Here is a 20,834-nt window from a genome sequence, read left to right as displayed (position 1 = left end):
CCGGCGTTCTCAGGCAGTCCTGAGAACCTGGATAATCGCTCTATGGCAGCAGAGGTTCGTCCGCGGCTGACCGTGCTCTCCGGCCCCTCAGGGGTCGGCAAGAGCACGGTCGTCGCGCATATGCGCAAGGTTCACCCCGAGGTATGGCTCTCGGTGTCGGCCACCACCCGCAAGCCGCGGCCCGGTGAGCGACACGGAGTCCACTACTTCTTCGTCAATGACGACGAGTTCGACAAGCTGATCGCCAACGGCGAGCTGCTGGAGTGGGCCGAGTTCGCGGGCAACCGCTACGGCACCCCCCGCGGCGCGGTGCTGGAACGCCTGGACAACGGCGAGCCGGTACTGCTGGAGATCGATCTCCAGGGCGCACGGCTCGTCCGCGAGTCCAAGCCCGACGCCCAGCTGGTCTTCCTGGCCCCGCCGAGCTGGGACGAACTGGTCCGCCGGCTGACCGGCCGGGGCACCGAATCGGCGGAGGTCATCGAGCGCCGGCTCGCGGCCGCCAAGATCGAACTCGCTGCCGAATCCGAGTTCGACACCACCCTGGTCAACACCTCCGTCGAGGACGTGGCCCGTGAGCTGCTAGCCTTGATGGCAGTTGTCTGATCGTTGATCGATGTTTTTCATTCGATCGATTCCAGGGCGGCCCCATCTTTCACCCATCTTCGGAAGGTAGAGCGTGTCCTCTTCCATCACTGCGCCCGAGGGCATCATCAACCCGCCGATCGACGAGCTGCTCGAGGCCACGGACTCGAAGTACAGCCTCGTGATCTACGCGGCCAAGCGTGCGCGTCAGATCAACGCGTACTACTCGCAGCTCGGTGAGGGCCTGCTCGAGTACGTCGGCCCGCTGGTGGACACCCACGTCCACGAGAAGCCGCTTTCGATCGCGCTGCGCGAGATCAACGCTGGTCTGCTGACCTCCGAGGCCATCGAGGCCCCGGCCCAGTAAGGCACCAGAAGTCCTTTCACCACAGGCCCGGCAGAACATCTGCCGGGCCTGTGGTGTGTCATGGGTGGGTACGACGACGATCAGAGCCGAACGCGTCGCAGCCGTCGAAGGGAAGTACGTGGTGGACAAGCCGAAGGTCGTACTGGGAGTCAGCGGCGGGATCGCCGCCTACAAGGCGTGCGAGCTGCTGCGCCGGCTGACCGAGTCCGGCCACGACGTGCGGGTGGTGCCCACCGCGGCCTCCCTGAACTTCGTGGGGGAGGCCACCTGGTCCGCCCTCTCCGGGAACCCGGCCTCCACCGAGGTCTGGGAATCCGTTCACGAGGTGCCCCACGTGCGCATCGGACAGTCCGCCGACCTCGTCGTCGTCGCCCCCGCCACGGCCGACCTGCTGGCCAAGGCCGCCCACGGGCTCGCCGACGACCTGCTCACGAACACCCTGCTCACCGCCCGCTGCCCGGTGGTCTTCGCCCCGGCCATGCACACCGAGATGTGGGAGCACCCCGCCACCCAGGAGAACGTGGCCACGCTGCGCAGGCGCGGCGCCCTCGTCATCGAGCCCGCCGTCGGCCGGCTGACCGGCAAGGACACCGGCAAGGGCCGGCTGCCCGACCCCGAGGAGATCTACGAGGTCTGCCGACGGGTGTTGGCCCGCGGGGTGGCCGAGCCCGACCTCGCCGGGCGGCACGTGGTGATCAGCGCGGGCGGCACGCGGGAGCCGCTGGACCCGGTCCGCTTCCTCGGCAACCGCTCCTCCGGCAAGCAGGGCTACGCCCTCGCCCGTACCGCCGTCGCCCGCGGCGCCCGGGTCACCCTGGTGTCGGCCAACACCGCGCTGGCAGACCCGGCCGGGGTGGACGTCGTACGCGTGGGGACGGCCGTGCAGCTGCGGGAGGCCGTGCTCAAGGCCGCCGCGGACGCCGACGCCGTGGTGATGGCAGCGGCCGTGGCCGACTTCCGGCCCGCCGAATACGCGGGCGGAAAGATCAAGAAGAAGGACGGGCAGGACCCGGCGCCGGTGGCGCTCGTAAGGAATCCGGACGTTCTCGCGGAGATCTCGGCCGATCGTGCCAGGGCCGGTCAGGTGGTCGTCGGATTCGCCGCCGAGACCGACGACGTCCTCGCGAACGGCCGCGCCAAGCTCGCCCGGAAGGGCTGTGATCTTCTCGTCGTGAACGAGGTCGGAGAGGCCCGAACCTTTGGTTCCGAGGAGAATGAAGCGGTCATCCTGGCCTCCGATGGCTCTGAGGCGCAGGTGCCCCATGGTCCGAAGGAGGCTCTGGCCGAGGTGATTTGGGACCAGGTGGCGGCCCGGCTCTAGTCGCGACGCGCCTGGGCCGTTTCCCCTTCTCCAGGTCACTTCCGTGGGTAAGAATGGGAGTGCCGCAGGTCACACGGCTCCCATAAGGCGAGACGGGTGGCCCAGGAAACGGTGGCGACCGATAAACTGCATCCGGAACGTGATCGGGCGCAGCCCCCGATGTGGTTCCGCCAAATGATCAGCCAGCAGCCGCTGCAACCCCAGGGAGCGTTGTGTCCCGTCGTCTGTTCACCTCGGAGTCCGTCACCGAGGGCCACCCCGACAAGATCGCTGACCAGATCAGCGACACGATCCTCGACGCGCTCCTCACCGAGGACCCGACCTCGCGCGTCGCCGTGGAAACCCTCATCACCACGGGTCTCGTGCACATCGCGGGAGAGGTGACGACGAAGGCCTACGCGCCGATCGCGCAGCTCGTCCGGGACAAGATCCTCGAAATCGGCTACGACTCGTCGAAGAAGGGCTTCGACGGCGCCTCCTGCGGCGTTTCGGTGTCCATCGGCGCCCAGTCCCCGGACATCGCGCAGGGCGTCGACACCGCCTACGAGAAGCGCGTCGAGGGCGACGAGGACGAGCTCGACAAGCAGGGCGCCGGCGACCAGGGCCTGATGTTCGGCTACGCCTGCGACGAGACCCCCGAGCTCATGCCGCTGCCGATCCACATCGCGCACCGGCTGTCCCGCCGGCTCTCCGAGGTCCGCAAGAACGGGACCATCCCGTACCTGCGCCCCGACGGCAAGACCCAGGTCACCATCGAGTACGACGGTGACAAGGCCGTGCGCCTGGACACCGTCGTGGTCTCCTCGCAGCACGCCTCGGACATCGACCTCGACTCGCTGCTCGCTCCCGACATCCGCGAGTTCGTCGTCGAGCACGTCCTGGCCCAGCTCGTCGAGGACGGCATCAAGCTCGACACCGAGGGCTACCGCCTCCTGGTGAACCCGACCGGCCGCTTCGAGATCGGCGGCCCGATGGGCGACGCCGGCCTCACCGGCCGCAAGATCATCATCGACACCTACGGCGGCATGGCCCGCCACGGCGGCGGCGCCTTCTCCGGCAAGGACCCGTCGAAGGTCGACCGCTCCGCCGCCTACGCCATGCGCTGGGTCGCCAAGAACGTGGTCGCCGCCGGTCTCGCCTCGCGCTGCGAGGTGCAGGTCGCGTACGCCATCGGCAAGGCCGAGCCCGTCGGTCTCTTCGTCGAGACCTTCGGCACCGCCAAGGTGGAGGTCCAGAAGATCGAGGACGCGATCGGCGAGGTCTTCGACCTGCGCCCGGCCGCGATCATCCGCGACCTGGACCTGCTGCGCCCGATCTACGCCCAGACCGCCGCCTACGGCCACTTCGGCCGTGAGCTGCCGGACTTCACCTGGGAGCGCACCGACCGCGTGGACGCGCTGCGCACGGCCGCCGGCCTGTAAGCACGCCCCGCCGCACTGCGGACACGTACGGCCCCGGACCCCCACAGGTCCGGGGCCGTATTGCGTTGATCGGCCGTCGCCCCGGTGCCTATGCTGCTCCTGCCCTCCCGGTGCGCGGGGTGACGGCTTCATCTGGAGCCGGGCGCGAGCCCGGCGTTGAAGGACGGTTCCACCCGCCGCCGCCCGCCCTGATCTCGGGAGGGCGCCCACTGTCGGTGGCGTTTGGTAAGAATGCTGCTGTGAGCAGGGACAACGGCGAGAGCGAAACCGAGGCGGGTGGCCCGCCGGAGCAGCTCGCGCTGATCCGGGACATGGTCGCCGAGGCGAAGGCCAAGGCGCCCAAGGCGAAGCCGCGCACCTGGCGCGGGGCCGCCCTCGCAGCCGAGCTGCCCGTCGCCCGGATCCTCGTGAACAAGGGCGTGCTCCACCTCGACCAGCTCTGGGACTACGCCGTCCCCGAGGAGCTCTCCGAGGCCGCCCAGCCCGGCGTCCGCGTCCGCGTCCGGTTCGGCGCCGGCTCCCACCATGTGCGCGGCGGCCGCCGCGAGGGCGGCGGTCTCATCGACGGCTTCATCGTCGAGCGCCGCGCCGAGTCCGACTACGACGGCGCACTGGCCGCCCTCGCCCACGTGGTCTCGCCCGAGGTGGTCCTCAGCCCCCGCATGCTCGCCCTCGCCCGGGCCGTCGCCGACCGCTACGCGGGCAGCCTCGCCGACGTGCTCCAGCTCGCCCTGCCCCCGCGCAACGCCAAGGCCGAGGCCAAGCCCTCCCCGGAACCCCTGCCGCCGCCCCCCGCCCCCGAGCCCGCGGGCTGGGAGCGGTACGGCGCCGGGCCCGGCTTCCTGCGGGCCCTAGCCACCGGCGCCGCCCCGCGCGCCGTGTGGACCGCCCTGCCCGGCCCCGGCTGGGCCGACGAACTCGCCCGCGCCATGGCCGCCACCCTGGCCTCCGGACGCGGGGCTCTCGCGGTCCTCCCCGACGGGCGGACCGCCGCCCGCGTCGACGCCGCCCTGACCGCGCTGCTCGGCGAGGGCCGGCACGCGCTGCTGACCGCCGAGTCGGGGCCCGAGAAGCGCTACCGCCAATGGCTGGCGGTCCACCGGGGCTCCGTACGGGCCGTCATCGGCACCCGGGCCGCGATGTTCGCACCCGTACGGGACCTCGGGCTGGTCGCCGTCTGGGACGACGGCGACTCCAGCCACAGCGACGACAACGCCCCCTTCCCGCACGTCCGGGAGGTACTGGAGCTGCGCGCCGTGGGCGACGGCTGCGGCTTCCTCGCGGGCAGCACGAGCTGCACCGTGGAGGCCGCCCAGCTGGTCGAGTCCGGCTGGGCCAGGCCCCTGATCGCCGACCGCGAGACCGTACGTGCCTGCGCGCCCCGGATCCGGACCGTCGGGGACGAGCTGCTCGCCCGCGACGAGGCCGCCCGGGCCGCGCGCCTGCCGAGCCTGGCCTGGGAGACCGTACGGGAAGGGCTGAAGACCGGGCCCGTACTCGTACAGGTACCGCGGCGGGGCTACGTGCCCCGGCTGGCGTGCGAGCGGTGCCGCACCCCCGCCCGCTGCACGGTCTGCGCGGGACCGCTGGAGGCCCCCGACGAGCGGGACCTGAGGTGCGGGTGGTGCGGGCGGGGCGAGCCGTCCTGGCACTGCGAGGAATGCGGATCGTTCCGGCTGCGGGCCCAGGTGGTCGGCGCACGGCGCACCGCCGAGGAACTGGGACGCGCCTTCCCCGCCGTGGCCGTACGGACCTCCGGACGCGACCACGTCCTCGACGAGGTGCCGGACCGGCCCGCCCTGGTGGTGTGCACCCCGGGCGCCGAACCGGTGGCGGCGGGCGCCGGGTACGCGGCCGCGCTGCTGCTCGACGGCTGGGCCATGCTGACCCGGCCCGACCTGCGGGCCGGCGAGGACGCGCTGCGGCGGTGGATCGCGGCCGCCTCCCTGGTCCGCGGCGACGGCCAGGTCGTGGTGGTCGCCGAGCCGACGCTGCGGCCCGTCCAGGCGCTCGTCCGGTGGGACCCCGTGGGCCATGCCGTACGGGAGCTCGCGGAGCGGTCCCAGCTCGGCTTCCCCCCGGTGTCCCGGATGGCGGCGGTGGCCGGCCGGGGCGAGGCCGTGGAGGCCTTCCTGGCCGGAGCCGGACTGCCGCCCGACGCCGAGATCCTGGGGCCGGTGCCGCTCCCCGGGCGGCGCGGCGAGCCGTCCCCCGGGGAGCGGGCGCTGGTCCGGGTGCCGCCGGGCAGCGGAGCCGCCCTGGCGGCCGCCCTGAAGTCGGCGCAGGTGGCCCGGCTGGCGAAGGGGGTTCCGGCGGCGGAGGCCGTCCGGGTCCGGATCGACCCACCCGACATCGGCTGACGCGGCCGCGCCGACGCGGTGCGCACAAGGCCGTCGCCGAACGTCGAAACCCCCGGTGGGACGACCCGTACGGTCGTCCCACCGGGGGTGGACTCAGGCGCGGCGAGCCGGCGCGGCCGGCCGTCGGGTGTCGGCGTCCCGGCGGCAGGACGCCCCTCAGCCGTTGCGCGGACCGGGGAAGGCGGGGGAGCGGGGCGCCTCTGCGAGCCCCCGCCCGGGAACACCCCCGGCGGCGGCCGCCTGGGCCTCCTCGCGCACCGGCTGCGGCGGCATCGAGCGGGCCGCCGGGACGGTCGGCAGCGGCCCCAGGGTCCGGGTGGTCGTCCCCTCGGCCGGCGGCTCCGTGGACTCGGCGGACTGCGCCCGCCGGGCCCCGTAGCGGCGGTGCACGGCCTGCTTGGTGACACCGAGCGCCGAACCGACCGCGTCCCACGAGAAACCGAGCGAGCGGTCGAAGTCCACCGCAGCGGTGACCAGCGTCTCGACGCTGTCCCGAAGCTCCTGCGCGAGGCGGACGGTCGGCGCGGGCGCCCGGCCGTAGACGACGAAGCCGGTGGAGGGACCCGATCGGCGCGGGCGGTACACGTTGCCGAGCTGGGCGGTGAGCGTACGCAGGGCATCCACCTGCCGGCGAACCCGCTCGATGTCCCGTACCAGGAGGTGCAGGCTGGCCCGGGCTTGGGCGTCGTGGGTGGCGTGGTCGGCCATGAAGAAGCCTCTCGAACCGGTGCTGAAGGGCGGATCGGGCCGCAGACACCGTTCACGCGCGGCCCGTTTCGGTCAATCTCTCTTGACAACGCGCCACCCGTCGCCCAGGTCACGCTGTGGGGGCGTGTCGGCATATGCGAGAGGCGCGCGCGTGTGCGTACGCCCCCTCAACACCACAGGTGGGCGGCCCGACCCGCGCCCCATAGACTGGTGCGCTGCTGACAGCCGAGATAGCGAGGTAGTCCCCCAGTGAAGCTCGTCTTCGCAGGCACCCCCGAGGTCGCCGTACCCGCCCTGGACGCCCTGATCGCCTCCGGGCGGCACGAGGTCGCCGCCGTCATCACCCGGCCCGACGCACCGGCCGGCCGCGGCCGCCGCCTCGTCGCCAGCCCGGTCGCCGAACGCGCCGAGGAAGCGGGCATCGAGGTGCTCAAGCCCGTCCGGCCCCGCGACCCCGACTTCCAGACCCGGCTGCGCGAGATCGACCCGGACTGCTGCCCGGTCGTCGCCTACGGCGCACTGATCCCCAAGAGCGCCCTCGACATCCCCCGGCACGGCTGGGTCAACCTGCACTTCTCGCTGCTGCCCGCATGGCGCGGAGCCGCCCCCGTCCAGCAGTCGATCATCGCGGGGGACCAGGTCACCGGCGCCTCCACCTTCCGCATCGAGGAAGGCCTGGACACCGGCCCGGTCTACGGCATCCTCACCGAGGAGATCCGGCCCACCGACACCAGCGGCGACCTGCTCACCCGGCTCGCCTTCGCCGGGTCCGGACTGCTCGCCGCCACCATGGACGGCATCGAGGACGGCACCCTGCGCGCCGTCGAACAGCCCCACGACGGGATCTCCCACGCGCCCAAGATCACCGTGGAGGACGCCCGTATCGACTGGACCGCCCCCGCGATGCGCGCCGACCGCGTGGTGCGCGGCTGCACGCCCGCCCCGGGTGCGTGGACCGTCTTCCGCGGCGAACGCCTCAAGCTGATCTCGCTGGGCCTGGTGCCCGACCGCACGGACCTGGAACCGGGCGAGCTGGCCCCCGCCAAGAACAACGTGTACGCCGGCACCGGCTCGCACGCCGTGGAGCTGCTGTGGGTGCAGCCGCAGGGCAAGAAGCCGATGCGGGCCGCCGACTGGGCGCGCGGGGTGCGGATCGCACCCGGCGAGCGGCTCGGCGGAGCCGACGTAGGCTGATCGGTGGGGACGGCGCCCGAGCGCGGACGTCCCCAAGCACCACGCGCAGGACCCGCCCGCAGGACCCGCAGGACTGGCACCACTCGCACCACCTGTAGCACTCGTAGCACTCGTAACCCCGGAGCACCTTTCACGTGAGCGAACAGCCCCGTCAGCCCCGTCGCAAGCCTGCCCCCGCAGGCGCGGGCGGCAAGCAGGCCAAGCCCTACCGCCGGCCCCAGAAGGACCCCGTCCGGATGCTGGCCTTCGAGGTGCTCCGGGCGGTGGCCGAGCGCGACGCCTACGCCAACCTCGTGCTGCCGCCGCTGCTCAGGAAGGCCCGCCAGGACGAGACCTTCCAGGCGCGCGACGCGGCACTGGCCACCGAGCTGGTCTACGGGACACTGCGCCGCCAGGGCACCTACGACGCCGTCATCAAGGCGTGCATCGACCGCCCGCTGCGCGAGGTCGACCCGCCGGTGCTGGACGTGCTCTCGCTCGGCGCCCACCAGCTGCTCGGCACCCGCATCCCCACGCACGCGGCGGTCTCGGCGAGCGTGGAACTGGCCCGGGTGGTGCTCGGGGACGGACGCGCCAAGTTCGTGAACGCCGTCCTGCGGAAGATCGCCGCGCACGACCTCGACGGCTGGCTGGAGCGCGTCGCCCCGCCCTACGAGGACGACGCCGAAGAACACCTCGCGGTGTACCACTCGCACCCCAGGTGGGTCGTCAGCGCCCTGTGGGACTCGCTGGGCGGCGGGCGCGCGGGCATCGAGGACCTGCTGGAGGCCGACAACGAACGGCCCGAGGTGACCCTGGTGGCCCGCCCGGGCCGGTCCACGCCGGCGGAACTCCTGGAGGCCGTCGGCGAGGACTCGGCACTGCCGGGCCGCTGGTCGCCGTACGCCGTCCGGATGGCCGAGGGCGGCGAACCGGGCGCGCTGGAGGCGGTCCGCGACGGCCGCGCGGGTGTGCAGGACGAGGGCAGCCAGCTGGTGGCCATGGCCCTGGCGGCCGCACCGGTCGAGGGCCGCGACGAGCGGTGGCTCGACGGCTGTGCGGGCCCGGGCGGCAAGGCGGCGCTGCTCGCGGCGCTCGCGGCACAGCGCGGGGCGTTCCTGCTGGCCTCGGAGAAGCAGCCGCACCGGGCCCGGCTCGTGGAGCGCTCGCTCGCGGGCAACCCGGGCCCGTACCAGGTCATCGCGGCCGACGGCACCCGCCCGGCCTGGCTGCCGGGCTCCTTCGACCGCGTCCTGATGGACGTCCCCTGCTCGGGCCTGGGCGCGCTGCGCCGCCGCCCGGAGGCCCGCTGGCGCCGCCGCCCGGAGGACCTGGAGAGCCTTGCGCCGCTCCAGCGCGGGCTGCTGCGCGAGGCGCTGTCGGCGGTGCGGGTGGGCGGCATCGTCGGCTACGCGACGTGCTCGCCGCACCTGGCGGAGACCCGGGTCGTCGTGGACGACGTCCTGAAGGGCCGCGGCGCGGGCCAGTCCCCGGTGTCCGCGGAACTGATCGACGCACGGCCCTTCATGTCGGGCGTCCCGGCCCTGGGCGACGGCCCCGACGTCCAGCTCTGGCCCCACCTGCACGGCACGGACGCGATGTACCTGGCGCTGCTGAGGCGGACGGCGTAGCCGAGCCGGGTACCGCTCAGTGACAGGCCCCGGCTTCCGGCGCCCCCGCCTCACCTCCCCGACGCCGCCCGGCCGGCTCCCGCATCTCGAAGCCTCCGCCCGGCCGGATCCCGCCCCCCGGGGCCGCTCTCGCACCACCCGGTCCCGGCTGTACCGTGCCCGGTGGTCCCGTCCCGTCCCGCGTGGGGCGACTTGCGGGGTCGTGGCCGGAACCCGGTGGGGGCATGGCAGGCTTGGGGCATGGCCGCTCAGATTTATCCCAGCATCCTGTCCGCCGACTTCGCCCGACTTGCCGAGGAGGCGAAGGCCGTCGAGGGGGCCGACTGGCTGCATGTCGATGTCATGGACAACCACTTCGTCCCGAACCTGACCCTCGGTATGCCGATCGTGGAATCCCTGAGCAGGGCCACGGACATCCCGCTGGACCTTCACCTGATGATCGAGAACCCGGACCGCTGGGCCCCCCAGTACGTGGAGGCCGGCGCGGGTTCGGTCACCTTCCACGCCGAGGCCGCCGCCGCGCCCGTGCGGCTCGCGCGGGAGATCCGGGCCAAGGGGGCGCGCGCCTCGATGGCGCTCAAGCCCGCGACGCCGATCGAACAGTACGAGGACATCCTTCCCGAGCTCGACATGCTGCTGATCATGACGGTCGAGCCCGGCTTCGGCGGCCAGCCCTTTCTCGACATCATGCTCCCGAAGATCCGCCGTACCCGGGAGCTGATCTCCAAGCACGGTCTGGAGCTGTGGCTCCAGGTCGACGGCGGGGTCTCCGCCTCGACCATCGAACGCTGTGCCGAGGCCGGCGCGGACGTCTTCGTGGCGGGCAGTGCGGTCTACGGAGCGGTCGATCCCGCCACCGCCGTGCGCACGCTGCGTGAGCAGGCGGGTGCGGCGATCGCAGCCGCGCCGTGGGCTTGCGACCACTGAACCAAGGGTTGATGAACAGCTCGGTGAACGGGAGCTGTCCAGGCTGATCAACGGCCGTCGGATCTGACAGGATGAACGGCGAGTCGAGAGTGTGAACAGCAGTGAGGAGAACGCGGTGTCTGCAATGTCGGCGGGACGGTCAGCCCTGCGGATGGGACCCGCGGAGCTGGTGCAGGCGGCGGCCATGGCGCGCCGCTTCTACCTGGAGGGCAAGTCCAAGATCCAGATCGCCGAGGAGTTCGGCGTGAGCCGCTTCAAGGTGGCCCGGGTCCTGGAGACCGCCCTCGAACGTGACCTCGTACGGATCGAGATCCGGGTACCGGCCGAGCTCGATGCCGAGCGGTCGGACGCGCTCAGGGCCCGGTACGGGCTCCGGCACGCCGTCGTCGTGGAGTCGCCCGCCGACGCCACCGAGGATGCGCCCGACCCGGAGAACCTGGGCGCGGTCGCCGCCGATCTGCTGGGCGAGCTCGTCAACGAAGGCGACGTACTGGGCCTGGCGTGGGGGCGGTCGACCATTCACATGGCCGCCTCCCTGCACCGGCTGCCGCAGTGCACCGTGGTGCAGCTGACCGGCGTGTACGACGCGGGGACCGCCGAGCGCGGTTCGGTCGAAGCCGTACGCCGGGCCGCCCAGGTCTCGGGCGGTGACGCGCACCCGATCTACGCGCCGATGCTGCTGCCCGATCCGGCGACCGCGGCCGCGCTGCGCAGCCAGACGGGGATCGCGCGTGCCTTCGAGTACTTCGACAAGGTGACGGTCGCGGCCGTGTCGATCGGCTCGTGGGAGCCGGGCATCTCGACGGTGCACGACATGCTGACCGACGAGGAGCGGGAGCACTACGCCTCGCTGGGTGTGGCGGCGGAGATGTCCGCGCATCTGTTCGACTCCGAGGGGCGTCGTGTGGGCCGGGACCTCGGCGAGCGGTGCATCACCGTGGAGGCGGACCGGCTGCGGCGGATTCCCGAGGTCGTGGCGATCGCGGGCGGGCTGCGCAAGGCCTCCGCGATCGGGGCCGTGCTGAGGTCGGGTCTGGTGACCAGTCTCGTCACCGACACGGCGGTCGCCGACTACCTCCTCACCGAGTCGGCCCCAGGACTGCGGCCGGCGTTGGACCGGGCCGACCCGGACGACTGATGCGGTCTGACCGGGCGTGACGGGCCGTGGCGGCCGCTGCTGCCGCCATCGGTGTGGATGGTGCTGGAATTGAGATCCGAACGGCGGACCGCGCGGCGGCCTGCGGGGCGCATACTGGTTCCAATGACAAAGTCAGCAGTACCTCGCCGCCATTTGCCGTCCAGCCCGTTCAAGGCCCCCGTGGAGCAGCCCATCCGGCAGTTCAACGTCGGCGACCGGGTTACCCACGATGAGCACGGCCTCGGCCGTGTCGTCGGAATCGAGGAGGGGATCGCTGTTCTCGTCGACTTCGGTTCGGTTCAGAAGCGAATCCTGAGTCCCTACACCAAGATGGCCGCGCTCTGAGGCCACCGGGCGATTCGCGAGCGAATCGGATATTTGGCACGATCGGTGCATGATCTTTCGGAACGTGCCCCGATCGTTGCTGCGTTTGCTGGGGGCCCTGTTCCTTTGTGCCGCGCTGGTCGGTGCGGTGGGTTGTGGCGGGTCGAAACCCGTACCTGCCGCCGCCAGTGCGAGTGCCTCCGCCGTCCCGGGGTGGGCGAAGGGGATGGCCACCGTACGGGCCGACGGGCTGCCGCAGCAGGCCCGTGACGTGCTCGCGCTGATCGACAAGGGCGGGCCGTACCCCTACCGGCAGGACGGCACGGTCTTCGGGAACTTCGAGAAGGTCCTGCCCCAGCAGAAACGTGGCTACTACCACGAGTACACCGTGCGGACGCCGGGAGAGCGTGATCGCGGAGCCCGGCGGATCGTGACGGGTGAGGGTGGGGAGTTCTTCTACACGGACGACCACTACGACACCTTCAAGGCGGTTCTCCGATGAGCCTGGACCCGCAGCCGCTCGCCCCGGCGCTCGAAGCCGCCGAAGCTGCGGGCTGGACGACCGTACGGCTGGACCTGGGCGGGGTACGGGGCAAGGCCGAGCTGATGCGCCGGTGCGGGGATGCCTTGCGGCTGCCGGAGTGGGTCGGCGGGAACTGGGACGCCTTGGCCGACGCGCTGCGGGACCTGTCGTGGCTCCCGGGTGCCGGGGGCGGGGGGCGGCTGTTGGCCATCAGCTCTTGGCGTGGGTATGCCAGTGCCCGGCCGGGCGAGTGGGAGACGCTGGTCGAGGTGCTGGAGGAGGCCGTGGACTTCTGGCGGGAGCCGGATCCTGGCGGCGGCGGCGGAGGCGGGCCGGAGCTGGTGGTGGTGCTGGCCGAAGCCGAAGCCGAAGCCGGGCCCGGGCCGGTTGACGGGGCTCCGCCCCGGACCCCGCGCCTCAAACGCCGGCGAGGCTGAAAGAGCGCCTCAAGCGCCGGCGAGGCTGAAAGAGCGCCTCAAGCGCCGGCGAGGCTGAAAGAGCGCCTCAAGCGCCGGCGAGGCTGGGTCGGGCCGGGCGGGGCTGAAGGAGTGCCTCAGGCGCTGGCGGGGCTGGGCGGGGCTGAAAGAGTGCCTCAGGCGCCGGCGGGGCTGGGCGGGGCTGAAGGAGCGCCTCAGGCGCCGGCGGGGCTGGGTTGTGCGGCCGGGCTGGGGTGCTTGGGCGGCCTGGTTGGGGGGCAAGCGCTAGGCCTGCCCCCCGTTGGCTCAGTCCTGCGGGGTGTTCGGGATCCAGGGTGGGGTTTGGCCCCAGGACCAGACCGGGATCTTGGCCGCATCGACCGGGGGTGGGTTGGAGCCCGAGTAGATCAGGGCCATGCGGGTGCCCCACTCGATGTAGTAGGCGAACACCCCCCGGAATTCCGGGTCCGTCGGGAGGCCGACCTCGTCGGCCGTGTCCATCAGCAGGTCCACCCAGCGGCGGCGCTGCTGCTCGGTGATCGCCCGGCCCAGGTGCTTGGTGGCCATGTGCTGGTGGCCGCCGTGGTGGGCGGTGTAGTCCGCGGGGCCGCCGAAGACCTCCGACAGCCAGACCGCGACGTGCTGCGGGTGTTCCGAGTCCATGCCGGCGAAGACCGGGGCCAGGATCTCGTCCTGCAGGGCGTGGGTGTAGAAGGCGTCCGTGAGGCGGTTCATCGCCTCCGCTCCGCCCATCCACTCGTAGATGGTGGGTGTGGTGCTCATCGTTATCCGGCGGCCTTTCCCGTGCCCACGACGCCCGTCACGAGGTAGTGCTGCATCTCCTCGATGGCCGTCACGTACGGACGGATCGCGTTGAAGAAGGCCGGGAAGTGCTCGCCCTTGCGGAACCCGCCCAGGTGGTCCTCGATCGAGGTCCAGCGGATCCGGAGGATGTAGCGCTCCTTCTCCTCGTCGCAGCGGGCCAGCTCGTAGTCGATGCACTCGGGCGAAGCGGCCAGGGACTCGGCGGCCCGGGCGTACGCGTCCTCGAAGGCCGACTGGTCGTCCAATGCGATCCGGTAGCGGATGTATTCGACGGTGGTGGTCATGGGTGCGTGCCTCTCCCTGGGTGTAGGTCGTCGCCAGCCTTACGCGATCACGCGCCGCCGTGGGGCGGATTCGTCATTCGGACTCGGACTTCATGGAGTCGGTGGGTTCCGAGACGTCGGGGCCCTGGGCGCGGACCCGCTGGACCTTGTCCAGGGAGTCGCGCAGCTCAGTCAGCCACTCGTCCGTGTTGCGGCCGACGAGCCGGACGCACCAGGCGAGGGCGTCGGCCCGGCTGCGGGCCACTCCGCCGGCGACCAGCGTGTCGAGGACCTGGCGTTCGGACTGGCGCAGGCGGGTCATCACCGGGACGGCGAGGTGGGTGAACAGGGTCGTCTCCTCACCCACCCGCACGCCCCAGGCAACCTTCCGGCGGTAGAGCTCTTCGGCCTCGCGGGCCACTTCGATGCGCTGTTCGCGGGTGCGTTCGCGGAACTCCTTGACCGATTCGGTCGCCGGTATGACGCCGACGACCGTGATCTCCTCGCGGTCGAGGGTGACCGAGTCCAGGGACTCGTAGACGTCGACCGGCAGGCGCTCGGCAAACCACGCGCGGAGCTGTTCGCTCTGTTCGGCTGTAATCATGTAATCAACGTTGCATCCGTTGTGGCCTTGATCGCAAGGCTCGCGGTGTTCGCTCTCAGCCCATCGAGCGGTAGCGGTGGATCAGCGAGACGGCCATCGCGCCCTCGCCGACCCCCGAGGCGACCCGTTTCACCGAGTGGGCGCGGACGTCGCCCGCCGCGAAGACTCCGGGGACGCTCGTCTCCAGGGGGTACGGGGCGCGCTCCAGGCTCCACTCGGCCGGGAGTTCGCCGCCGTTCGAGATCAGGTCCGAGCCGGTGAGGACGAAGCCGTACTCGTCGCGCTCGACGACGCCAGTGAGCCAGTCGGTGTGCGGGCGGGCGCCGATGAAGGTGAACATGAAGCGGGCCGGGATCTCGGTGTCCTCGCCCGTGTCCGCGTCGTGGAGGGTGAGGCGTTCGAGGTGCTCCTCGCCGTCCAGCCGGACCACCGTCGTCCGCACCTTCACCTCGATGTTCGGGGTGCGGTCGATCTCGTCGATCAGGTAGCGGGACATGCTCGCGTCCAGGGAGGCCGCGCGGACCAGGATCGTCACGCGGGCGGCGTACTTGGCGAAGTGCACCGCCGCCTGGCCCGCGGAATTGGCCCCGCCGACGATGAACACGTGCTGCGAGATGCAGGCCGAGCTCTCCGTGGTGGCCGCGCCGTAGTAGAGGCCGGCCCCTTCGAAGCGGTCCGCGCCGGGGGCGTCGAGGCGGTTGTACGAGACCCCGGTGGCCAGCAGCACCGTCTCGGCGGAGATCTCCGTGCCGTCCGCCAGGGTCAGGATCTTGGCCGGGTCGTCCCGGGTCAGCGAGACCACCTCCACGGGGTGCAGGATCTCGGCGCCGAACCGGGAGGCCTGGATGGTGGCCCGGCGGGTCAGGTCGCCGCCCGAGAGGCCCGAGGGAAAGCCGAGGTAGTTCTCGATCAGGCTGGACGTGCCCGCCTGGCCGCCCGGGGCGCGGGAGTCCAGCATGAGGGTCGACAGGCCCTCCGAGGCCGAGTAGACGCCCGCCGCCAGGCCCGCCGGGCCCGCGCCGACGATGACGCACTCGTAGTGCGGGCGGGAGGCGGTGGTGGCCAGGCCCAGGCGCTGGGCGAGCTGGGTGTCGGTCGGGGCCGAGAGGACCGACCCGTCGGGGAAGCGGACGAGGGGGAGCGCCCCGTCGGGCTGGGCGGCTATCAGGGTCAGCGCCTCGGGGTCCCGCTCGACGTTGAGGAAGCGGAACGGCTGGCCGTTGCGGGTGAAGAAGTCCCGCACGGCGTGGGTGCCGGGGGAGACGAGGTGGCCGGCGACGATGATCCCGTCGTACGCCGGCCGGTAGGTGGCCAGCCAGTCCGACAGCAGGTCGTCCAGGACCGGGAAGAGCCGCTCGTGCGGCGGGTCCCAGGGCTTGAGCAGGTAGTAGTCCAGTCGGACCCGGTTGATCGCGGTGATCGCGGCGTCGGTCTCCGCGTAGGCAGTCAGCAGGACGCGGCGGGCGTCCGGGAAGCGGCTGACCGCCTCCAGCAGGAACTCGACGCCGGTCACGTCCGGCATGCGCTGGTCCACGAGGAACAGCGCCGGGTCGTGGCCGCGTTCGTCGAGGGAGTCCAGGATCTTCAGGGCGTCGGCGGCCGAGGAGGCGCCGAGCACCCGGTATCGGTCGCCGTAGGCGCTGCGCAGGTCGCGGCGGACGGCGCGCAGCACCTGCGGGTCGTCGTCCACGGCGAGGATGACCGGCTTCTTGTGCTCCGCGCGTTCGGCGGCCGCGGCCGCCGAGGTGGCGGTGGCGGCGGCGGAACTCTCCGGGGCCGCGCTCATGCCGGGTCCAGCATCAGCTGGTCGGCGTAGCACCAGGCCCAGTCCTCGCCGGGCTCGTGGGAGGCCGCGATGGCGTGCTCGGTGGTCCGGTAGTGCCGGGTGGCGTGACGGTTCCTCGACGAGTCGCAGCATCCGACGTGCCCGCAGCTGAGGCACATCCGCAGGTGCACCCAGGTGTCGCCGGCGATGAGGCACTCCTCGCAGCCCACGGCCGTGGGTTTCACCGGACGTATCTGATCGCCGTGTGTGCACAACAGGTCCATCGCCATCGTCCCCGTCCCTCTCCTCGTGCTCTTGCCCGTGCTGTCGCTCGCGCTGTCACTCGTTCATCGAATCGGCTCGTTCGCCCGTGATTCACGGCGCGTCCAGACGATAGGGCGGAGCCACCGGAATGGTTCATCGATTCGGCCGAAGTCAGGTAGTCCTGAAGCTACTTCATGACGTCTGCGGACGACTTCCTGAGGTGCCGCCACGACCTGGCCCGCTACCTCACGAAGTCGCATACCAGCGCTTTGACGAAGCCCCTGGGCACGGCCAGTGTGGGGGACGCCAACGACAACAGGCGGCGCCTGGAGGAATACGTGAGCAGAAAGATTCTGGTCATTGTCTCCGAACACGGTTACTGGGCCGAGGAACTGATAGGCCCCGTATCGAAGTTCGACGAGCGGGGCTACGAGGTCATATTCGCCACGCCGACCGGAAAGCGTGCACACGCTCTTCCGCCGAGCCTCGACGCGAACTACATCGATCCCCCGCTGGGACGCTCGGTCACCACCGAGGAGAACGCCCGGCTGGGGCGCGAGTTCGAGCAGTCGAGCCGGCTGGACTCGCCGCTCGACATCGAGGCGTGGGTCCCCGAGCGTCCGTACACGAGCGACGAGGGCTATCTGCCCAAGCTGGAGCAGTACCACCGCGATCTCGACAAACTCGACGCCGACATCGCCGGGTACGACGCGATCCTCATCGTCGGCGGCAGCGGCCCGATCGCGGACCTCGCCAACAACGAGCGCGTGCACGCCCTGATCCTGGCCTTCCGGAAGGCCGGCAAGGTCGTCGCCGCCGAGTGCTACGGCGTCGCCTGCCTGGCCTTCGCCCGGGACTGGGGCGACCGCAGGAGCATCATCTGGGGCAAGCACGTGACCGGCCACTGCAAGGAGTACGACTACAAGGACGGCACCGGATTCCTCGGTACCGACTTCAACATGGGGCCGCCGCCGTATCCGCTGGAATACATCCTGCGCGACGCGACGGGCCCGCGCGGCGCGTACCACGGGAACTTCGGCAAGCCGGTGTCGGTCATCGTCGATTTCCCCTTCGTCACCGGACGTTCCACCCCCGACTCATATCTCACGGGGCAGAAGATCGTGGAAGTCCTGGAGGACGGTCTCACCCGATACGGCTGGTGATCCCGGAGGCCGCAGGGAAATCGGAGAGTTGAGGGGGAAGTCATGGAAGCCACTCCCGGACGGGAAAGGCTGATCGAGCAGTTCAAGGCCGACGGCCTGAATGTGATGTTCGGAAATCCGGGGACGGTGGAACAGGGATTCCTCGACGCGGTGGACGCGGCGGAGGACTTCCACTACATCCTCGCCCTCCAGGAGACCGTGGCCGCCGGCATCGCCGACGGGTACGCCCGGGCGACCGGCGGCGCGGCCCTGCTCCAGCTGCACTCCGGCGTCGGCCTGGGCAACGGCATTGGCATGCTCTACCAGTCGCTGCGCGGCCACACCCCGCTCGTCGTGGTCGCCGGTGACGCAGGGGTGCGCTACGACGCCATGGACGCGCAGATGGCCTCCGACCTGGTGGCCATGGCCAAGCCGGTGACCAAGTACGCGACGCGGGTCACCGACCGGCACTCGGTCCTGCGCACCATCCGGCGGGCCGTGAAGATCGCGCTCACCCCGCCCCGCGGGCCCGTGTTCGTGGCGCTGCCCATGGACGTGCTGGACGAGCTCAATTCCGAGCCCGTCCTGCCCTCCACGGAGGTGCTCACCGACGTGTCGCCCTCGCCGGCCTCGGTGGGGCGGGCGGCCGAGCTGCTCGCCTCCGCCGAGCGGCCGGTCGTCCTGGTCGGGGACGGGGTCGCGCTCTCCGGGGCGCAGAACGAGCTCGTCGCCGTCGCCGAGCTGCTGGGCGCCGACGTGTACGAGGTCGACTCGTCCGAGGTGAACATCGCGGCCTCGCACCCGCTGCGGCGGGGCCAGACCGGGCACATGTTCGGCCCGCACAGCAAGGAGCTCGTCGGGGACGCCGACGGGGTGCTGATCGTCGGCACCTATGTCTTCCCGGAGGTCTTCCCCGAACTGGAGAGCCCCTTCCGGGCGGGCGCCAAGGTCGTCCACATCGACCTCAACGCCTACGAGATCGCCAAGAACCACCCGGTGGACCTGGGCCTGGCCGCGGATCCCAAGCAGGCGCTGCGCGCGCTGGCCGGCGTACTGGAGCGGAGCCTCGGCCCGCAGCGGCGGGCCGCGGCGGCCGCACGCCTCGACGTTCGGACCCGCGAGCGGGTCCGCGAGGTGCGGGAGGCGCGGTCGGCCACGGACGACGGCACGCCGATGGCCGTCTTCCTGAAGACCCTGGCCGAGCGCACCGGCGGGGACCTGATCGTCTTCGACGAGGCGCTGACCACCTCGCCGCTGGTCACCCGGTACCTGCCGGCGGAGCGGCCCGGCGACTACCACCTCACCCGGGGCGGCTCGCTCGGCGTGGGCTTCCCGGGCGCGGTCGGGGCCAAGCTGGCCCGGCCGGACCGGCTGGTGGTCGGCTTCGCGGGCGACGGCGGGTCCATGTACACGTACCAGGCGCTGTGGACGGCGGCCCGGCACGGCATCGACGCCAAGTTCGTGGTGTGCAACAACCGCAAGTACCGGCTGCTGGACGACAACATCGCCCAGTACTGGCGGGAGCGGGACATCCCGGAGCACGGCTTCCCGGGCTCCTTCGACCTCTCCCACCCCGAGATCGACTTCGCCGGGCTGGCCCGGTCGCTCGGCGCCGGCGGGATGCGCGTGGAGAAGCCGGACGAGGCGGTCGCCGCCGTGGGCCGGATGCTGTCCCACCCCGGACCGTTCCTCGTCGACATCCAGATCTGACAGCCGACAGCCATCCGACGCAAGGCCCCGTACGGACAGGAGGAGACCGCATGCCCGCCGAGCGGCAGCTGACCGAGGACGCGATCCGCAGTTTCGCCGAGAACTGGTACGTGGCGCTGGACCAGCACGTGGGTCTGGACGACGTGCTCGCCCTGATCACCGAGGACCTGGAGTTCAAGGTCCCCGAGGACACCTTCCTCGGACACGACGGGTTCGGCCGCTGGTACGCGGCCGTCACCCACCGCTTCTTCGACGAGGTGCACACCGTCACGAAGGTGGAGCCCGTCATCCAGGGCGACCGGGCGGTCGTCCGGGTCCTCGTCAACTGGCAGGCCAAGATCTGGGACCCGCCGGCCGCCCGCAGCCAGTGGCTCGGCTTCGACGCCGACCAGACCTGGACGGTCGTGGCCGGTCCGGACGGACCGCTGATCAAGCAGTACACCGTCAACGACCTGGCGCCGATGCCCGGTTCCGGCTCGCTCTGAGCGCCGGCGAAGGAGAAGCGACGATGACCGAAGTGACACGAGAGCGGGTCGAGGCGGCCTACGCCGCCCTCGGCTCCGGCGACCGGGCGCGCATCCTGGAGTACTACTCCGAGGACCTGCGCTGGCTGGTGCCGGGCAGCCACCCGCTGGCCGGCTGGTACGAGAGCCTGGACGCCTTCCTGGAGCTGATGGGGCAGACCCACAAGCTCACGGGCGGCACCTTCCGGATGGACATCCAGGCGGTCCTCGTCGGCGAGGACTGCAGCGCCGACGTGTGCCGCAACGTGGCCCTGCGGGACGGCGCGGACGAGACGAGCACGTCCCCGTACGAGCGGATGGACTACCCGGTCTTCCACTTCATGCGGTGGCGCGGCGGCCGGATCGTCGAGGGCCGCGACGGGCTCTTCGGGGACTCGGCGACCGCCTTCAGCCAGTTCTGGGCGCCGTTCGCGCCGGACGGAACCCGCAGGGACCGATAGGGGGTTGGGCACGATGGACCGACACGAGAGCCACACCGAAATCCTTCGGAAGTACTACGAGTACGCCAACGCCGGGGACTGGGACCGCTGGTGCGACCTGTTCGCCGACGACCAGGTGATGGACGAGCAGCTCGCCGGCCACATCGAGGGCCTGGACGTGCTGCGCTCGATGATGAAGGGCATGGGCACGATGTACCGGGTCTTCCGGAACGAGCCCGTGCACTTCGTCGTCGACGGGGAGAAGGCCGCGGCCGTCTCGCACCTGACCGCGGTCAGCGCCTCCGGCGAGGCCATCGAGGCCGAGGTCATGAACTTCTTCCGGATCGTGGACGGAAAGATCGCCTACATGGCGAACTACCACGACACGGTTCCCTTCCAGGTGCTGAGCCAGGGCTGAGGGGGA

23 protein-coding genes are annotated in these 20,834 nt (G+C 71.5%); 17 read left to right on the top strand and 6 right to left on the bottom strand.

The window, feature by feature from the left end:
• The first annotated feature begins 42 nt into the window (after window positions 1-42).
• The 5 genes from gmk to ACZ4YL_RS13890 all read left to right on the top strand — a co-directional run bounded on the left by gmk (window position 43) and on the right by ACZ4YL_RS13890 (window position 6,054).
• Window positions 43-606 carry a guanylate kinase gene (gene gmk / locus ACZ4YL_RS13910; protein WP_030008745.1) on the top strand — a complete coding sequence of 188 codons (564 nt, stop codon included), beginning with the start codon at window positions 43-45 and terminating at the stop codon, window positions 604-606.
• A 73-nt stretch (window positions 607-679) separates the two neighbouring features.
• A complete protein-coding gene (gene rpoZ, locus ACZ4YL_RS13905; protein WP_004948662.1) occupies window positions 680-952 on the top strand; it encodes a DNA-directed RNA polymerase subunit omega in 273 nt (90 codons plus the stop codon).
• Between the two features lie 121 nt (window positions 953-1,073).
• A complete protein-coding gene (gene coaBC, locus ACZ4YL_RS13900; protein WP_468116777.1) occupies window positions 1,074-2,273 on the top strand; it encodes a bifunctional phosphopantothenoylcysteine decarboxylase/phosphopantothenate--cysteine ligase CoaBC in 1,200 nt (399 codons plus the stop codon).
• Window positions 2,274-2,485: 212 nt separating this feature from the next.
• The gene (gene metK / locus ACZ4YL_RS13895; RefSeq protein ID WP_030841517.1) at window positions 2,486-3,694 is read left to right on the top strand and encodes a methionine adenosyltransferase; all 1,209 of its coding nucleotides are present in this window, start codon (window positions 2,486-2,488) and stop codon (window positions 3,692-3,694) included.
• Between the two features lie 239 nt (window positions 3,695-3,933).
• On the top strand, window positions 3,934-6,054 hold the full coding sequence (locus ACZ4YL_RS13890; RefSeq protein WP_468116462.1) for a primosomal protein N': 2,121 nt from the start codon (window positions 3,934-3,936) through the stop codon (window positions 6,052-6,054).
• Between the two features lie 156 nt (window positions 6,055-6,210).
• Here ACZ4YL_RS13890 and ACZ4YL_RS13885 read toward each other — a convergent pair whose 3' ends face one another.
• Window positions 6,211-6,762 carry a hypothetical protein gene (locus ACZ4YL_RS13885; RefSeq protein WP_468116461.1) on the bottom strand — a complete coding sequence of 184 codons (552 nt, stop codon included), beginning with the start codon at window positions 6,760-6,762 and terminating at the stop codon, window positions 6,211-6,213.
• Between the two features lie 249 nt (window positions 6,763-7,011).
• Between ACZ4YL_RS13885 and fmt the strand changes: the two genes are divergently transcribed.
• The 7 genes from fmt to ACZ4YL_RS13850 all read left to right on the top strand — a co-directional run bounded on the left by fmt (window position 7,012) and on the right by ACZ4YL_RS13850 (window position 12,915).
• Entirely contained in the window at window positions 7,012-7,956 is a 945-nt protein-coding gene (fmt, locus tag ACZ4YL_RS13880) for a methionyl-tRNA formyltransferase (protein WP_468116459.1), read from the top strand.
• 134 nt (window positions 7,957-8,090) lie between these two features.
• On the top strand, window positions 8,091-9,566 hold the full coding sequence (locus ACZ4YL_RS13875) for an RsmB/NOP family class I SAM-dependent RNA methyltransferase (RefSeq protein ID WP_468116457.1): 1,476 nt from the start codon (window positions 8,091-8,093) through the stop codon (window positions 9,564-9,566).
• Between the two features lie 240 nt (window positions 9,567-9,806).
• Window positions 9,807-10,493 (top strand): ribulose-phosphate 3-epimerase, encoded by a 687-nt coding sequence (gene rpe, locus ACZ4YL_RS13870; protein ID WP_030729526.1) that lies wholly within the window; start codon window positions 9,807-9,809, stop codon window positions 10,491-10,493.
• Between the two features lie 124 nt (window positions 10,494-10,617).
• Window positions 10,618-11,631: a sugar-binding transcriptional regulator gene (locus ACZ4YL_RS13865; protein WP_030729529.1), complete on the top strand. Its 1,014-nt coding sequence runs from the start codon at window positions 10,618-10,620 to the stop codon at window positions 11,629-11,631.
• 123 nt (window positions 11,632-11,754) lie between these two features.
• Window positions 11,755-11,976 carry a CarD family transcriptional regulator gene (locus ACZ4YL_RS13860; protein WP_030012151.1) on the top strand — a complete coding sequence of 74 codons (222 nt, stop codon included), beginning with the start codon at window positions 11,755-11,757 and terminating at the stop codon, window positions 11,974-11,976.
• Window positions 11,977-12,025: 49 nt separating this feature from the next.
• On the top strand, window positions 12,026-12,457 hold the full coding sequence (locus ACZ4YL_RS13855; RefSeq protein ID WP_468116456.1) for a guanyl-specific ribonuclease: 432 nt from the start codon (window positions 12,026-12,028) through the stop codon (window positions 12,455-12,457).
• Window positions 12,454-12,915, top strand: a complete 462-nt coding sequence (locus ACZ4YL_RS13850; RefSeq protein WP_468116455.1) for a barstar family protein — start codon at window positions 12,454-12,456, stop codon at window positions 12,913-12,915. Before ACZ4YL_RS13855 ends, ACZ4YL_RS13850 begins: the two co-directional genes overlap by 4 nt.
• 285 nt (window positions 12,916-13,200) lie before the next feature.
• On the opposite strand, the gene ACZ4YL_RS13845 is transcribed toward ACZ4YL_RS13850, so the two are convergent.
• The 5 genes from ACZ4YL_RS13845 to ACZ4YL_RS13825 all read right to left on the bottom strand — a co-directional run bounded on the left by ACZ4YL_RS13845 (window position 13,201) and on the right by ACZ4YL_RS13825 (window position 16,635).
• Window positions 13,201-13,677 carry a group II truncated hemoglobin gene (locus ACZ4YL_RS13845; protein ID WP_468116453.1) on the bottom strand — a complete coding sequence of 159 codons (477 nt, stop codon included), beginning with the start codon at window positions 13,675-13,677 and terminating at the stop codon, window positions 13,201-13,203.
• A gap of 2 nt (window positions 13,678-13,679) precedes the next feature.
• Window positions 13,680-14,003 (bottom strand): putative quinol monooxygenase, encoded by a 324-nt coding sequence (locus ACZ4YL_RS13840; RefSeq protein ID WP_314253357.1) that lies wholly within the window; start codon window positions 14,001-14,003, stop codon window positions 13,680-13,682.
• Window positions 14,004-14,076: 73 nt separating this feature from the next.
• Window positions 14,077-14,586: a hypothetical protein gene (locus tag ACZ4YL_RS13835; RefSeq protein WP_030729546.1), complete on the bottom strand. Its 510-nt coding sequence runs from the start codon at window positions 14,584-14,586 to the stop codon at window positions 14,077-14,079.
• A gap of 55 nt (window positions 14,587-14,641) precedes the next feature.
• Window positions 14,642-16,372: an FAD-dependent oxidoreductase gene (locus ACZ4YL_RS13830; RefSeq protein ID WP_468116451.1), complete on the bottom strand. Its 1,731-nt coding sequence runs from the start codon at window positions 16,370-16,372 to the stop codon at window positions 14,642-14,644.
• Window positions 16,369-16,635 (bottom strand): UBP-type zinc finger domain-containing protein, encoded by a 267-nt coding sequence (locus tag ACZ4YL_RS13825; RefSeq protein WP_468116775.1) that lies wholly within the window; start codon window positions 16,633-16,635, stop codon window positions 16,369-16,371. The genes ACZ4YL_RS13830 and ACZ4YL_RS13825 overlap by 4 nt, the downstream gene beginning before the upstream one ends.
• 318 nt (window positions 16,636-16,953) lie before the next feature.
• Here ACZ4YL_RS13825 and ACZ4YL_RS13820 point away from each other — a divergent pair, with 318 nt between their 5' ends.
• The 5 genes from ACZ4YL_RS13820 to ACZ4YL_RS13800 are packed head-to-tail and all read left to right on the top strand — an operon-like array spanning window position 16,954 to window position 20,828.
• Complete coding sequence (locus ACZ4YL_RS13820) at window positions 16,954-17,778, top strand: type 1 glutamine amidotransferase domain-containing protein (RefSeq protein WP_053169639.1); 825 nt, start codon at window positions 16,954-16,956, stop codon at window positions 17,776-17,778.
• A 42-nt stretch (window positions 17,779-17,820) separates the two neighbouring features.
• Window positions 17,821-19,467 (top strand): thiamine pyrophosphate-binding protein, encoded by a 1,647-nt coding sequence (locus ACZ4YL_RS13815; RefSeq protein ID WP_468116449.1) that lies wholly within the window; start codon window positions 17,821-17,823, stop codon window positions 19,465-19,467.
• A gap of 50 nt (window positions 19,468-19,517) precedes the next feature.
• Window positions 19,518-19,952 (top strand): nuclear transport factor 2 family protein, encoded by a 435-nt coding sequence (locus ACZ4YL_RS13810; protein ID WP_468116447.1) that lies wholly within the window; start codon window positions 19,518-19,520, stop codon window positions 19,950-19,952.
• Window positions 19,953-19,975: 23 nt separating this feature from the next.
• Window positions 19,976-20,431, top strand: a complete 456-nt coding sequence (locus ACZ4YL_RS13805) for a nuclear transport factor 2 family protein (RefSeq protein ID WP_030008817.1) — start codon at window positions 19,976-19,978, stop codon at window positions 20,429-20,431.
• Window positions 20,432-20,444: 13 nt separating this feature from the next.
• Window positions 20,445-20,828 (top strand): nuclear transport factor 2 family protein, encoded by a 384-nt coding sequence (locus ACZ4YL_RS13800; protein ID WP_351157529.1) that lies wholly within the window; start codon window positions 20,445-20,447, stop codon window positions 20,826-20,828.
• Window positions 20,829-20,834: the final 6 nt, after the last annotated feature.

Source organism: Streptomyces sp. NPDC030021, assembly GCF_055574035.1.
The sequence above is the reverse complement of the archived record's forward strand: the minus strand, read 5'-3'. Positions and strand labels throughout refer to the sequence as shown.